Raw genomic sequence first — 13,008 nt, forward strand, 5'->3', positions numbered from 1 at the left:
CACCACGCGGTCGCCGCCGAACCAGTGGGCGCCGGACGTCGCCGACGGCGTGCCACCGCCGGTCGCACCCCGAACAGCCACCCGGCGGCGCACGGCTGCGCGACCCGAAACGGCAGCACGACCCGAAACGGCACGACCCGAGATAGCAGCACGACCCGGAACAGCAGCACGGCCCGAAACGGCAGCACGGCCCGAAACGGCAGCACGGCCCGAAACGGCAGCACGACCCGAAACAGCAGCACGACCCGAAACAGCAGCACGACCCGAAACGGCAGCACGACCCGAAACAGCAGCGCAACCCGAAACAGCAGCGCGGCCCGAAACAGCAGCGCAACCCGAAACAGCGGCGCGGGGCGGCAGGGTGAGGGTGGTCATCGCTCGCCCCTCGCCCAGGCGCGGGCCTCGGCCATGCGCTCGACGGCGGTCGGGTGGGAGCCGAACAGGAACTGCTCGACCGGGTTGGGGTCCGGGTCGCCGAGGTTGACCAGGGAGAGCCTGCCCTGCATGGCCTCGAAGCCGGCCGGGTCGCCGGTGAGCTCCAGGGCGTGCCGGTCGGCGCGGGCCTCGACGCGGCGGGACACGAACGCCTGCACCGGGCCGGCGAACAGGCCCGCCACGGTGGCGACGGCGAGCAGCAGGGCGACCGCGCGGGGCTCGCCGATCGTGTCGACGCCGGCGCGGCGCAGCAGCGCGCCCCACGAGCCGAGCAGATAGAGCGCGCAGACGGCGGCGGCCGCGCCGAAGGCGCCGAGCAGCGTGCCGGTGAACACGTCGCCGTCCTTGGCGTGGCCGAGCTCGTGCGCGACGACCGACTCGACCTCCTCCGGGGGTGCCTTCTCCAGCAGGGTGTCGTAGACGACGATGCGGCGGGTCGGGCCGAGGCCCGAGACATACGCGTTGACCGCGCGGGTGCGGCGGGACGCGTCGGCGACGAGCACGTCGCGGACGGGGACGCCGTCGCGCTCGGCCATCGCCATGAGCCGGGTCCGCTGCTCGCCCTCGGGCATCGGGGTGAACTTGTTGAACACGGGCTCGACCAGGACCGGGAAGATGAACGACAGCAGCACCGTGAGCAGCGCCGCCCCGGCCGCCGCCCACACCCACCACCAGCGGGGCGCGAAGTGGGTGACGGTGAAGAAGCCGACGAGCACGACGGCGCCGATCACCGCGCCGACGGCATAGCCCTTGAGCATGTCGACGGTCCAGGCGGACCAGTCCTGCGTGGAGAGCCCATAGCGTCTGAGGATGGACTGGCGCCAGGCGGCGACGGGCAGCGTCACGACCTCGCCGGCGAAGACCACGGCGAGGCCGCCGAGCAGCGCGCGGGCGAGCCAGTGGCCGCCGAACGGCCGGGACACCTGCTCGACGATCCACGCGCCGGCCGGGGTCAGGCCGAGCAGGAGCGCGACGAGCAGGCCGAGCGCGAGGGACAGATAGGTGCCGGGGCGCAGCGCCGAGTGGAACGCCCTGCCCTTGGCCACGGCGTCGGCTGACAGCGTGTCGAGCGCGGCGAGCTGGTCGGCGCGCGGTGCCGGAGGCGCGGACCACGGCACCCGCAGCGCCGCGACCACCGCGACCGCGACGAGCAGTGCCGCGAGGGTGATCGCCGCCCATGCGCGAGGGGTCACGCCGCACCTCCTGGTCGGAAACTCCGCAAGCTTATGCGGCGCGGTGCCGCCTCGACCGGCGTGGTGCCGGGGCCTCGACGTGGGTGGGGTCGAGCACGGTGACGTCGAACCCCGCCCGCTCGAACACCTCGATCGCCCGGACCTCGGCCGCGCCGAGCTGGTGCACGGCTGGTGGGGCGTCGAGCAGCAGGGTCACCACGCAGCCGCCGCAGGCGTTGCCTCGCACTGAACAGGTCTCGCAGTCGACGAGCATCGCTCCTCCTCCGTTGACCGTCTGTAGCTCCACGGTAAGCGGGGGGTATGACAAAAACGCGTTTCCGCAGGTCAGGAGCGTGAAAGGCGGCGAAGCAGGGTGTCGTTGCCCAGTGGGTACGCGCCGTGGCGCCGCACACCGTCGATGACCTCCTTGTCGGAGGAGATCACCACGACCGGCCGGCCGGCGGGCTCGGCCCTGACCAGGCGGCGGATCAGCTCGTCGGCGGTCTCGCCCTTCTTGGAGAAGAGGACCCGGACGCCGCGGGGCGCCGGCGGCAGCCCGACGACCCGCTCGGCGCCGTCGAACACGACGGTCACCTCGGCCCTGGTCTGCGCGACGAGCCCGCCGACCCCGGCGACGAGGCGGTTGCGCTGCTGCTCCAGGGAGAGCTCGCCGTAGCCCTTCTTGGTGACGTTGTACCCGTCGACGATCATGTGCGCCTTCGGCAGGCTCAGCAGCTGGTCGAGGCGGGCGGGGTCGTCGGCGTCCAGGGCGCGGGCCGCGGCGGCGCCGGGCGCGTTGTCCGGGCGGTCGGCGTCGTGGTCGGCGACGAAGTCCGCCGGCAGCCGCTCGGTGGGGTCGAGGGCCAGCTCACGGCGCAGCCCGACGGCGGCCTGCCCGATCGTCTCCAGCAGTAGCCACAGCCGGGCGTCGTCGACGGCGCGGGCGTCCTTCGCGCTCTGCCGCTGGGCACCCGCCGCGGTCTCCGCCTCGGCGAGCCTGGCGCGCATCCGGCGCAGCTCGGCGTCGTGGTCGGCGGTCGCCCGGGTGGCCCGGCCCTTCTCGCTGGCCAGCATGTCGGTCGCCTTGCGCTCCTTGGCCTGGCTCTCGCGCAGCGCCTTGCCCAGGGAGCGGACCTCCTCGCGCAGGCCGGCGGTCTCGTCGCGGAGCCTTGCCAGCTCGTCGCGGAGCTTGTCGGCCTCCACGCGGGCGACGGCGCGGTCGTGCTCGGCGCGGGCGAGGCGCTGCTCGACGTCGCGGACGCGCTCGGACGCGGCGGCACCCTGCGCTTCGGCGCGGACCGTGTCGGTGGCGTGCTCGACCAGGTCACGCCAGCCGTCGGGGCGGGCGAGATAGGCCAGCGCGGCGACCTCGACCGGGTCGGCGGCCGGCGGCGCGACCCCTTCCAGGATCGCGGCGCCCAGGTCACCGGCCTCGTTGACGACCCTGGTCGCGAGGCGCTGGCGCAGCAACGGGTCGCCGGACAGCTGCATCGCGATGACGGGACCGCCGAGGCGGGCGCGCCGGTTCGGCGCGAACTTCGCGACCCGCCGCAGCGGCATCGGCAGCTCGTCGAGGGGCAGGCCGGTCATGGCGCCGGCGGCCAGCGAGATGACCCGCTGGCGGATGGCCTCGGGCAGCACCGGCTCGATCCCGCCGTCGGCGTCCGGCAGGTCGAGCTCCTCCGGCGCAGACGTCACCGCGGCCTCGTCGTCGAGGTCGTCCGGAGCGTCGTGCGCGGGCATCAGTCCAGTGTCGCATTGTCGACCAGATTCGCCCCGGATGACCTCCAGGAGCGCGGGCTTCCCTCGAAAGGCTAAAAGCTGACATATCATTATTTCACCCGATTGGGAATGCAGCGAGGAGGTACACATGCAACCGCCGGTGCCCGAGAACGAAGCGGAGCGGATCTCGACGCTGCAGGGCCTGGCGGTCCTGGACACACCACCCGAGACGGACTTCGACGACATCGTCCGGATCGCATCGGAGGTCTGCGGCGCGCCGATCTCCCTGGTCACCCTGGTCGACACCCAACGGCAGTGGTTCAAGGCCAAGACCGGCATCGAAGGGATGAGCGAGACGCCCCGCGAGGTGGCGTTCTGCGCCCACGCGATCATGGGCCGCGACCTGATGGTGGTGCCGGACGCCACCGCCGACGCGCGCTTCGCCGACAACCCGTTCGTCACGGGCGAGGACGGCATCCGCTTCTACGCCGGTGCGCCCCTGCTGACCAGCGAGGGCGCCGCCCTCGGCACGCTGTGCGTGGTCGACCACTCGCCGCACCGGCTCAACCTCGACCAGATGCGGGCCCTGCGCGCGCTCGCCAAGCAGGTCACGGAGCTGCTCGAGCTGCGCCGCCTGGTCGCCACCTCCGTCCTGGAGGGCAGGCCCGAGCAGCGGTCAGTGGATCTCACCTATCTCACGGAGGCACGGATCCGTGAGCTGCGGCCGATCGCGGACGCCCGCAACATCGCCATCACCCTCGGTGTGACCGATGCGGCGTCGGTACAGGCGGATCCAGGCAGACTGTCGCGGGCCCTCGACTACGTGGTCTTCTCGGCCCTGAAGGTCGCCCCGGCGGGCGGCAGGGTCGCGGTGCGGGTGATCAGCGCACCGGCGCCCACGGTGCAGATCAGCCACGCGGGCGGCTCGATCGCCCCGGAGTGGCAGGCCGACCTCGACGGCACGCGCGAGGCGGACGAGCTGGTCCCGCGGGCCGTGGCGGAGATCCTGCGGGACCACGAAGCGACCGTGGTCAGGACGAACGCGGCCGTCGGCTCGCCGGACGTCCGGTTCGAGCTGCGCTTCCCGCCGCACTGAGGCGATTTTTTGTCACACCCTGGTCGTAGTGTGCGCGCGTGGCCGACTACCACCAGGAAACGCTCGATGCCCTGTTCGACGACCCACGCGCGGCGACGCTGTTCAGCTCGACGTTCGTGGTCGTCGACCTGGAGACGACCGGCGGCGCGCCCGACGGCGGCGGCATCACCGAGATCGGCGCGGTCAAGGTCCGCGGCGGCGAGGTCCTGGGCGAGTTCGGCACGCTGGTCAATCCCGAGGAGCAGCTGCCGGCGTTCATCACCGTGCTGACCGGCATCACCGAGGCGATGCTCGTCGAGGCGCCGAAGCTCGACACGGTGCTGCCGGCGTTCCTCGAGTTCGCCGCGGGTGCCGTGCTGGTCGCGCACAACGCGCCCTATGACACCGGCTTCCTCAAGGCCGCCTGCGCCAAGCACGGCTATGCGTGGCCGAAGCCGATCGTGCTCGACACCGCCGCGATCGCCCGGCGGGCCCTGGTCGCCGACGAGGTGCCCAACAACAAGCTGTCCACGCTCGCCCGGCACTTCCACGCGAGCACCCAGCCGATCCACCGGGCGCTGGACGACGCCCGCGCCACCGTCGACGTCCTGCACGGGCTGATCGCCCGGCTGGGCAGCCACAAGGTGCACACCATCGGCGACACGATCGAGTTCGTCAAGGCGGTCAGCCCGGCCCAGCGGCGCAAGCGCCACCTCGCCGAGGGCCTGCCCGACGCGCCGGGCGTCTATGTGTTCCGCGGTCACAAGGACCGCCCGCTCTACATCGGCACCAGCTCGTCGATCGCCACCCGCGTCCGCAGCTATTTCACGGCCGCGGAGAAGCGCGCCCGCATCGACGAGATGATCAACGCGGCGCAGCGGGTCGAGGCGATTCTCTGCGCGCACTCCCTGGAAGCCGAGGTCAGAGAGCTGCGGCTGATCGCCGCGCACAAGCCTCCGTACAACCGCCGCTCCAAGTTCCCCGAGCGCGTCATCTGGCTCAAGCTCACCGGCGAGACCTATCCGCGGCTGTCCGTGGTGCGCGAGGTGCAGCCCGACGGCGCCGCCTATCTGGGCCCGTTCAGCTCGCGGCGCGGCGCCGAGCTCGCCGCCGCCGGCATCTATGACGCGCTGCCGATCCGCCAGTGCACCCACAAGCTGTCCCTGCGCACCAAGACCCCCGCGTGCGCGCTCGCCGAGCTCGGCCGCTGCCCGGCGCCGTGCGAGCACCGCATCTCCCCCGGCGACTACGAGACGGCGGCCGCCGAGCCGTTCCGCACCGCGACGACCGGTGATCCCGGCCCCGTCGTCCGCGGCCTCATGGCCCGCATCGAGGCCCTGTCCGCCGCGCAGCGCTTCGAGGACGCGGCCACGATCCGCACCCGGCTGATCACGTTCCTGCGCGCCGCGATCCGCATGCAGCGGCTCGCCTCCCTGACCAGCCTGCCCGAGCTGATCGCCGCCCGCCCGTCCGCGAAGGGTGGCTGGGAGCTCGCGGTGGTCCGGCACGGCCGGCTCGCCGCGGCGGGCGTGTCACCCCCCAGGGTGCATCCACAGCCGACGCTGGATGTGGTTCTCGCCACAGCTGAGACCGTCCAGCCGGGCCACGGGCCGACGCCACGGGCGACGCCCGAGGAGACCGAGCGCATCCTCGCCTGGCTCGAGCGACCGGAGACGCGGCTGGTCAAGGCCGATATGGGCTGGTCCTCCCCGGCGTCCGGCGCCGGGCGATGGCGCCCGTTCCTCACCCGCGCGGAGGCCGCCGCGTCGGTCCGGATCGACTTGGAAGGCTAAGCACATCGGACGATCGCACATACTCAAATGACCGATCGGATGCCACGAGGGAAACTAGGCTGGAACCTACCCAAACCCAGGCCCGCCCGGCCCGTCGGTGAGGAGGTGCCGCATGGAGCCCGGTCTGCATCAGTCCGGCGCGCCCCTGGATGCTGGCCCCTCCACGGTCACCGGCGCTGAAGGTGCCAACTCCGGGTCCGCGTCCGCGCACAGCGAGTTCATGTTGGACCCACTGACGCCCGGGGGCAAGTCCACCGAACCGGCGGGTTTTGTGCACACGCTGCCGACGGGGTTCACGGTCGGCGGGGCGGCGCCGCAGACTCCCGGCACCACCGACGCGCACCAGCTGCGCGACGCGGTGGGCGAGGTCCTGCTCGGGCCGCGGGGACTGCCGACCGCCGCGATCAACGTGCCCGCGTCCCCGGCCCGGCGGCGCCAGCCCGCGCACCCGGCGGAGCGCCACGCGGACCGCAACACGAGGGACAGGGTGCAGCAGGACCGGCAGCGCGACCGGGCGTATGCGGACAGGTCCCCCACCGACCACGCCGACCCCGACCGCCACCCCGCGGACCGCTACGACGCGGGCAGCCACGACCCCGCCGGTCATGACACCGCCGGTCGCGACGCAGGCGGTCGTGACTCAGGCAGCCGCAACTCGGGCGGTCACGACTCAGCCGGCCGCGAGCCCGCCGGCCACGACCCAGGCAGTCGCAATTCGGGCGGTCACGACCCAGCCGGTCACGACCCAGACGATCGCGAGCCCGCCGGTCACGACTCGGGTGGGCACCGGTCGGGCCACCACAACCCGGTGCCGCACGACAGGACCCCGCACGAGCCCCCGCAAGGCAGAGCTCCGCAGGACGGGCCCCCACCGGAGAAGGCACCGCGCGACGGGTCGGGCGGTCGTGGCACGGAGCATGACGGCGCCTCGCACGACGGAGCTCCGCATGCTGGGGCGCCCCGGGACAGCACGTCACAGGACGAGTCCGGCAGGCATGGCACGGAGCATGACGGCGCCTCGCCCGACGGAGCTCCGCATGCTGGGGCGCCCCGGGACAGCACGTCACAGGACGAGTCCGGCGGGCAAGGCTCGGAGCATGGCGGCGTTGCCTCGCGGGAGAGGGATCAACGGGACCAGGACCGGCAGGGCGAGGAGCCGCGGGACGCGGGTTCGCTGGGTAAGAGCCCGCAGGACGGGGCCGCCCAGGACCTCCACGAGCGCGACGCGGAGCCCCCGGGCGGGGCCGGCCGGCGCGAGGTCGAGGGCGTGACCGCGGAGCCCGGCGCAGGGCATCGCGAGCACGGCAGGGGTGTGGTGGACGGCCGTGCACAGGTGGGTGTGGTCGGGGCGGAAGAGCGCTCGGTGGCGTGGGACGACACCTTGAGCGACGCGGCGCCCGGGCAGCGGGTGCCGGTGGAGGACGAGCGCCGCTCGGACGGCGGGCCGGTCGAGTCCGGGGGTGCGGCGGGTTCCGCCGGTGAAGGCGTGCCGGGGCAGCCCGGAGCATGGCGGGTGTCGCGGGACGAGCAGGAGACGGCCGCGTTGTGGGCGGCGCAAGGGCAGCGGGTGCCGCAGGGGCAGCGGACGTCCCAGGATCAGGGCGACGGCCGCAGGGACTGGCCGGCCAACGAGCGGCCGCCGGCGGCACGCCCCGCGGGTGAGCGGCCCAGGAACGAGCGGTCCGGCGGCGAGACCGCCACCGGAAAACCCGCGGACACGACCGCCGGAAGACCTGCGGACACGACCGCCACAGCCAGATCCGCGGACACGACCGCCACAGGCGTGGACACGACCGCCACAGGCAAGCTCGCGGACACGACCGCCGGCGAAGGGCCGGCGAAGGGCGCGGAACAGGGCGCCGGCACGACCGCCGAGAGCGACCCGGCGAAGGCCAAGGCCACGGACGCGGCCGCCGGCAAGGGACAGGCCAAGAGCGACGCGGACGGCGCGGCCGCGACGGCCGACGCGGGCAGGGCCAGGCGGGCGGCGGGGGTCGACGACCGGTTCGCGGCGCCCCGGGCCAGGTTGACGGCGCCGCCCACCGAGGACACGCCCGTGCCGCCGGTGCCGTCGTCGTACTCGGCGCTGGTCGGCGGGGCGGTGCCCGGGGATCCGACGTCGACGTACTCGGCGATCATCGGCTCGCGGCTGCGGGCGATGCTGCCGTGGCAGTCGACCGAGGACCCGATGGGCAACGTGCTGCGGTCGCACAGGACGATCCACCCGACGGGCGACGTGGCGTTGCTGCGGCGGGCGTACTCGACGGCCGAGCAGATGCACCGCGGGCAGATGCGCAAGAGCGGCGAGCCGTTCATCTCGCACCCCCTCGAGGTCACCGAGATCCTCGCCGACCTCGGGATGGACACGACGACCCTCGTGGCGTCGCTGCTGCACGACACGGTCGAGGACACGGACTACACGCTCGGCGCGCTCGAGCGGGACTTCGGCGGGGAGGTGGCGCTGCTCGTCGACGGGGTCACCAAGTTCGACAAGATGTTCTACGGCGCCGACGCCGAGGCCGAGACGATCCGGAAGATGATCGTCGCCGCCGGGCGGGACGTCCGGGTCCTCGTCATCAAGCTCGCCGACCGGCTGCACAACATGCGTACCCTCGACGCCCGGTCGATCAAGTCGCAGGTGCGGATCGCGACGGCGACGCGGGAGGTGCTGATCCCGCTGTGCGAGCGGCTCGGCATCCAGGCGCTGAAGCGGGAGCTCGAGGACTGGGTGCTGCGGGCGGTCAGCCCCGGCGGGTACGCGCTGATCGACGAGTTCGTGCGGCAGCGCACCGGCTGGGACGGCTACCTCGAGCGGGTCATCACCGCCGTCAACGCCGACCTGAAGAAGTTCGGCATCGACGCGCAGGTCTCGCCGCGGCCGCGGCACCTGTACTCGATCTGGAAGGACACCGTCGACGGCAACTACGAGGACCCGCACGACATGCCGCGGGTCGTCATCATCGTCGACGGGCCCGAGACCGACTGCTACGCCGCGCTCGGCGCGGTGCACGGCAAGTGGCGGCCGGTGCCGGGACGGTTCAAGGACTTCATCGCCACGCCGAAGGGCAACAACTACAAGTCGCTGCACACGACGGTGTCCGGGCCCGAGGGCCGCTCCCTCGAGGTGCTGATCCGCACCGAGGAGATGCACCAGGCCGCCGAGTACGGCATCGTCGCCAACTTCCGGTATCCGCACGCGGCGGCCAGGTTCGGCCCGGCGTCGAAGGCCGAGCAGCTCAACTGGCTGCGGCGGCTGCTGGACTGGGAGGCGGCGGCGTCCGACCCGTCGCAGTTCATCGCCTCGCTGCGGTGCGACCTCGCCGAGGACCAGATCCTGGTGCTCGCCGAGGCCGGCGGCCGGCCCGTGCTGCTGCCGCAGGACGCGACGCCGGTCGACCTCGCGTACATCCTCGGCGCGGACGTCGGCAACCGATGTATCGGCGCGAAGGTCAACGGGCGGCTGATCGCGGTGTCGTCGCCGCTCGCCGACGGTGACACGGTCGAGATCATCACGCGGACCGGGCAGCGCGACGAGTTCGACTTCGACGCCGACGCCCCGGCGCGGGGGCCGTCGTCGGAGTGGCTGGACTTCGTGAAGACGCCGCACGCCAGGCTGCACATCAGCCGGTGGTTCGAGGCGCACGAGGCACCCGCGATCACCGTCGCCAACAAGGTGCGCCTCGGGCGGCTCGCGATCGGGCTCGCGCTGCGCCGGCAGGGCCGCGGCCTGGCCAGCGACCTGCCGCTGGTGCGCCTGGCGACCAGGCTCGGATACCCGGACCTCGAAACGTTGCTCGTCGCTGTCGCCGACCACAGCCGGACGGCGGACGAGGTGGTCGAGGAGTTGATCGCCCTGGTCGACCACTCCCCCAGGTAGGCGGCTAGCCTTTCCGGGATGGCGGTAAAACAACAACTGCGCATGGTGGCGTACCGGACGTTCTACCGTCTCCCGGCCCGCTGGAAGCGCCGCATCGTGCGCACGTTCCAGCCGACGTACACCATCGGCGCCGTCATCCTCGTGCGCGACCCCGAGGCGAGCAGGATCCTGCTGCTGCGGCAGCCGCCCGGCGCGGGCTGGTCGCTGCCGGCGGGCCTGATGGACCGCGGCGAGCGGCCGGTGCAGACCGCGGCGCGTGAGCTCGCCGAGGAGACCGGGATCGTGCTGCCGCCGGAGCGCTTCCGCCCGGCGAACCCCAACGCCGTCGTGCACACCCGCGGGCAGTGGGTCGACATGGTGTTCGAGACCGAGGTCGAGCCGTCCGACGAGTTCACCATCGACGCCGCCGAGGTCATCGAGGCCGCCTGGCACCGGCTCGACACGCTGCCGCCGCTGACCGTGTCGACGTCGCAGCTGCTCGCGCACTACGGGATCGGCCCGTACAAGGACTACCCCGAGGTACTGACGAAATGACGGCGATCTGCGCGGTGATCCTCGCCGCCGGTGAGGGACGGCGGCTGCGGCCGCTGACGGAGCACCTGCCGAAGGCGCTGTGCCCGGTCGGCAACGTGGCGCTCCTCGACAGGGCCATGGCCAGGGTCGCGGCGCTCGGCATCGCCGGCCCGGCCGACCTGGCGGTCAACGCGTGCTACCTCGCCGGGCAGGTCGTCGCGCACGTGGGCGACCGCGCGCACCTGTCGGTCGAGCCGGGCGACCCGTTCGGCACCGCCGGCGGCGTCGCGCTGCTGAAGGACTGGATCGCCGGCCGCGGCGTCCTCGTCGGCAACGCGGACGCGTACCTGGCACCGGCCGGGGAGGTGGCGGGTTCCGACATCGCCGGGCTGCTGCGGGACTGGGACGGCACGACCGTGCGCATGCTCGGCGTGCCCGGGCCGCCGAAGGAGTTCGGCGAGCATCGCTTCGCCGGGTTCTCCCTGCTGCCGTGGGACCTCGTCAAGGGCCTGGAGGCGGTCCCGTCCGACCTGGTGCGGACCACGTGGCGGCCCGCGGAGCGGGAGGGGCGCCTCGAAGTGGTCGAGTACGACGGCACCTACCTCGACACCGGCACGCCGCGGGACTACCTGAAGGCCAACCTGCACGCCGTACACCAGCGGAACCTCATCGCCGGGGACGCCGTCGTGACGGGGGTCGTCGAGCAGGCGGTCGTCGGGAGCGGGGCCGTCGTCGCCGGGCGGGTCAGCCGGGCGGTGGTGTGGCCGGGCGCCGAGGTGCGCGAGGGCGAGACGCTGCGCGACGCGGTCCGGGTCGGGCGGGAGCTCACCGTCGCCGCCGACTAGCATGACGATGTCCACATGCTGGAAGGAGCACCGCAGGTGATCACCGCGATCGTCCTCATCGACTGCGCCACCGACTCGATCCCCGAGGTGGCCGAGAACATCGCCAACCTCCCCGGGGTCAGCGAGGTCTACTCCGTCGCCGGCAACGTCGACCTGATCGCGATGGTCCGGGTCCGGCAGTACGAGGAGATCGCCGACGTCATCGCCGGTGGCATCTCCAAGGTGCCCGGCGTCGTCGACACCGACACGCACATCGCGTTCCGCGCCTACTCGCAGCACGACCTCGAAGAGGCGTTCTCGATCGGCCTTCCCGACACGGACTAATTTCCGGGTTTTTTGCCGCGCCTCGCAGAAAGCCGTGCGTCCCTTCGGCGGCAGGACCGCAAGAAGCCCCTGTTTGTCCTGCTGACAGCGTCGGGAGTGCGGCAAATCGCATCGAACGTGCCGCGGTGACGCGGTAACCTCGACGCCCATGAGGATCGGCATCGTCGGAGCCACGGGCCAGGTGGGCAGCGTCATGCGCCACATCCTGGCCGAGCGTCAGTTCCCCGTCACCCAGTTGCGCCTGTTCGCGTCCGCCCGCTCCGCCGGCCGGCCGATCGACTGGCAGGACCAGCAGATCACGGTGGAGGACGCGGCGACCGCCGACTACTCCGGCCTGGACATCGTGCTGTTCTCCGCGGGCAAGGGCACGTCGAAGGAGCTCGCGCCGAAGGTGGCCGCCGCCGGTGCCGTCGTCGTCGACAACTCGTCCGCCTGGCGGATGGACCCCGAGGTGCCGCTCGTCGTCGCCGAGGTCAACCCGCACGCGATCGCGGACCGCCCGAAGGGCATCATCGCCAACCCCAACTGCACCACCATGGCCGCCATGCCGGTGCTGCGCCCGCTGCACGACGAGGCCGGTCTGGTCGCCCTCGTCGCCGCCACCTACCAGGCGGTGTCCGGCGCCGGGCTCAACGGGGTCGCCGAGCTCGACGAGCAGGTCCGCAAGGTCGCCGACGGCGCCGCCGCGCTCGCGTTCGACGGGTCCGCCGTCGAGTTCCCGGCACCGAAGCAGTTCGCCCGGCCGATCGCGTTCAACGTGCTGCCGCTCGCCGGTGCGATCGTCGACGACGGTTCGTTCGAGACCGACGAGGAGCAGAAGCTCCGCAACGAGAGCCGCAAGATCCTCGAGATCCCCGGCCTCAAGGTCTCCGGCACGTGTGTCCGGGTGCCCGTGTTCACCGGCCACTCGCTGCAGCTCAACGCCCGGTTCGAGCGGGCGATCTCCGTCGCGCGGGCGCTGGAGCTGCTGGTCACCGCGCCCGGCGTCGTCGTCACCGACGTGCCGACGCCGCTGCAGGCCGCCGGCGCCGACCCGAGCTTCGTCGGCCGGGTCCGCGCCGACGAGACCGTCGAGCACGGCCTGTCGCTCTTCGTCTCCAACGACAACCTGCGCAAGGGCGCGGCCCTCAACGCCGTCCAGATCGCCGAGCTCCTGGTCAAGTGAGGTGGGGGGGGGGGGGGGGGGGGGGGGGGGGGGGGGGGGGGGGGGGGGGGGGGGGGGGGGGGAGGGGAGGGGGGGGGGGGGGGGAGA

11 protein-coding genes are annotated in these 13,008 nt (G+C 72.9%); 7 read left to right on the forward strand and 4 right to left on the reverse strand.

What is annotated here, in order from left to right:
* Nucleotides 1-371 precede the first annotated feature (371 nt).
* The 3 genes from ACZ6TV_RS21815 to ACZ6TV_RS21825 form a co-directional block, all read right to left on the reverse strand.
* Nucleotides 372-1,628, reverse strand: a complete 1,257-nt coding sequence (locus ACZ6TV_RS21815) for a M48 family metallopeptidase (protein ID WP_465299041.1) — start codon at nucleotides 1,626-1,628, stop codon at nucleotides 372-374.
* A gap of 31 nt (nucleotides 1,629-1,659) precedes the next feature.
* Nucleotides 1,660-1,881: a hypothetical protein gene (locus tag ACZ6TV_RS21820; protein ID WP_465299042.1), complete on the reverse strand. Its 222-nt coding sequence runs from the start codon at nucleotides 1,879-1,881 to the stop codon at nucleotides 1,660-1,662.
* A 71-nt stretch (nucleotides 1,882-1,952) separates the two neighbouring features.
* Entirely contained in the window at nucleotides 1,953-3,350 is a 1,398-nt protein-coding gene (locus tag ACZ6TV_RS21825; protein ID WP_465299043.1) for an NYN domain-containing protein, read from the reverse strand.
* 127 nt (nucleotides 3,351-3,477) lie between these two features.
* Here ACZ6TV_RS21825 and ACZ6TV_RS21830 point away from each other — a divergent pair, with 127 nt between their 5' ends.
* Together ACZ6TV_RS21830 and ACZ6TV_RS21835 are read left to right on the forward strand one after the other, a co-directional pair.
* On the forward strand, nucleotides 3,478-4,425 hold the full coding sequence (locus tag ACZ6TV_RS21830; RefSeq protein ID WP_465299044.1) for a GAF domain-containing sensor histidine kinase: 948 nt from the start codon (nucleotides 3,478-3,480) through the stop codon (nucleotides 4,423-4,425).
* 38 nt (nucleotides 4,426-4,463) lie between these two features.
* Nucleotides 4,464-6,197 (forward strand): DEDD exonuclease domain-containing protein, encoded by a 1,734-nt coding sequence (locus ACZ6TV_RS21835; protein ID WP_465299045.1) that lies wholly within the window; start codon nucleotides 4,464-4,466, stop codon nucleotides 6,195-6,197.
* A gap of 1,063 nt (nucleotides 6,198-7,260) precedes the next feature.
* Here the strand turns inward: ACZ6TV_RS21835 and ACZ6TV_RS21840 are convergent.
* Nucleotides 7,261-7,500, reverse strand: a complete 240-nt coding sequence (locus ACZ6TV_RS21840; RefSeq protein ID WP_465299046.1) for a hypothetical protein — start codon at nucleotides 7,498-7,500, stop codon at nucleotides 7,261-7,263.
* A 762-nt stretch (nucleotides 7,501-8,262) separates the two neighbouring features.
* On the opposite strand from ACZ6TV_RS21840, the gene ACZ6TV_RS21845 reads away from it, so the two are divergent.
* The 5 genes from ACZ6TV_RS21845 (at nucleotide 8,263) to ACZ6TV_RS21865 (ending at nucleotide 12,921) form a co-directional block, all read left to right on the forward strand.
* On the forward strand, nucleotides 8,263-10,074 hold the full coding sequence (locus ACZ6TV_RS21845) for a RelA/SpoT family protein (protein ID WP_465299280.1): 1,812 nt from the start codon (nucleotides 8,263-8,265) through the stop codon (nucleotides 10,072-10,074).
* Nucleotides 10,075-10,092: 18 nt separating this feature from the next.
* Nucleotides 10,093-10,608 carry an NUDIX hydrolase gene (locus ACZ6TV_RS21850; protein WP_465299047.1) on the forward strand — a complete coding sequence of 172 codons (516 nt, stop codon included), beginning with the start codon at nucleotides 10,093-10,095 and terminating at the stop codon, nucleotides 10,606-10,608.
* On the forward strand, nucleotides 10,605-11,432 hold the full coding sequence (locus ACZ6TV_RS21855; RefSeq protein WP_465299048.1) for a nucleotidyltransferase family protein: 828 nt from the start codon (nucleotides 10,605-10,607) through the stop codon (nucleotides 11,430-11,432). The genes ACZ6TV_RS21850 and ACZ6TV_RS21855 overlap by 4 nt, the downstream gene beginning before the upstream one ends.
* Nucleotides 11,433-11,468: 36 nt before the next feature.
* Complete coding sequence (locus tag ACZ6TV_RS21860) at nucleotides 11,469-11,756, forward strand: Lrp/AsnC family transcriptional regulator (RefSeq protein ID WP_465299281.1); 288 nt, start codon at nucleotides 11,469-11,471, stop codon at nucleotides 11,754-11,756.
* Between the two features lie 148 nt (nucleotides 11,757-11,904).
* Nucleotides 11,905-12,921 (forward strand): aspartate-semialdehyde dehydrogenase, encoded by a 1,017-nt coding sequence (locus ACZ6TV_RS21865; protein ID WP_465299049.1) that lies wholly within the window; start codon nucleotides 11,905-11,907, stop codon nucleotides 12,919-12,921.
* Nucleotides 12,922-13,008: the final 87 nt, after the last annotated feature.

Source organism: Dactylosporangium sp. NPDC051087, assembly GCF_055586325.1.

Bases quoted from the DNA above. Each gene is read 5' to 3' on its own strand.
- ACZ6TV_RS21830 (WP_465299044.1), top strand. From the start codon at position 3,478: ATGCAACCGCCGGTGCCCGAGAACGAAGCGGAGCGGATCTCGACGCTG.
- ACZ6TV_RS21825 (WP_465299043.1), bottom strand. From the start codon at position 3,350: ATGCCCGCGCACGACGCTCCGGACGACCTCGACGACGAGGCCGCGGTG.
- ACZ6TV_RS21820 (WP_465299042.1), bottom strand. From the start codon at position 1,881: ATGCTCGTCGACTGCGAGACCTGTTCAGTGCGAGGCAACGCCTGCGGC.
- ACZ6TV_RS21865 (WP_465299049.1), top strand. From the start codon at position 11,905: ATGAGGATCGGCATCGTCGGAGCCACGGGCCAGGTGGGCAGCGTCATG.
- ACZ6TV_RS21850 (WP_465299047.1), top strand. From the start codon at position 10,093: ATGGCGGTAAAACAACAACTGCGCATGGTGGCGTACCGGACGTTCTAC.
- ACZ6TV_RS21855 (WP_465299048.1), top strand. From the start codon at position 10,605: ATGACGGCGATCTGCGCGGTGATCCTCGCCGCCGGTGAGGGACGGCGG.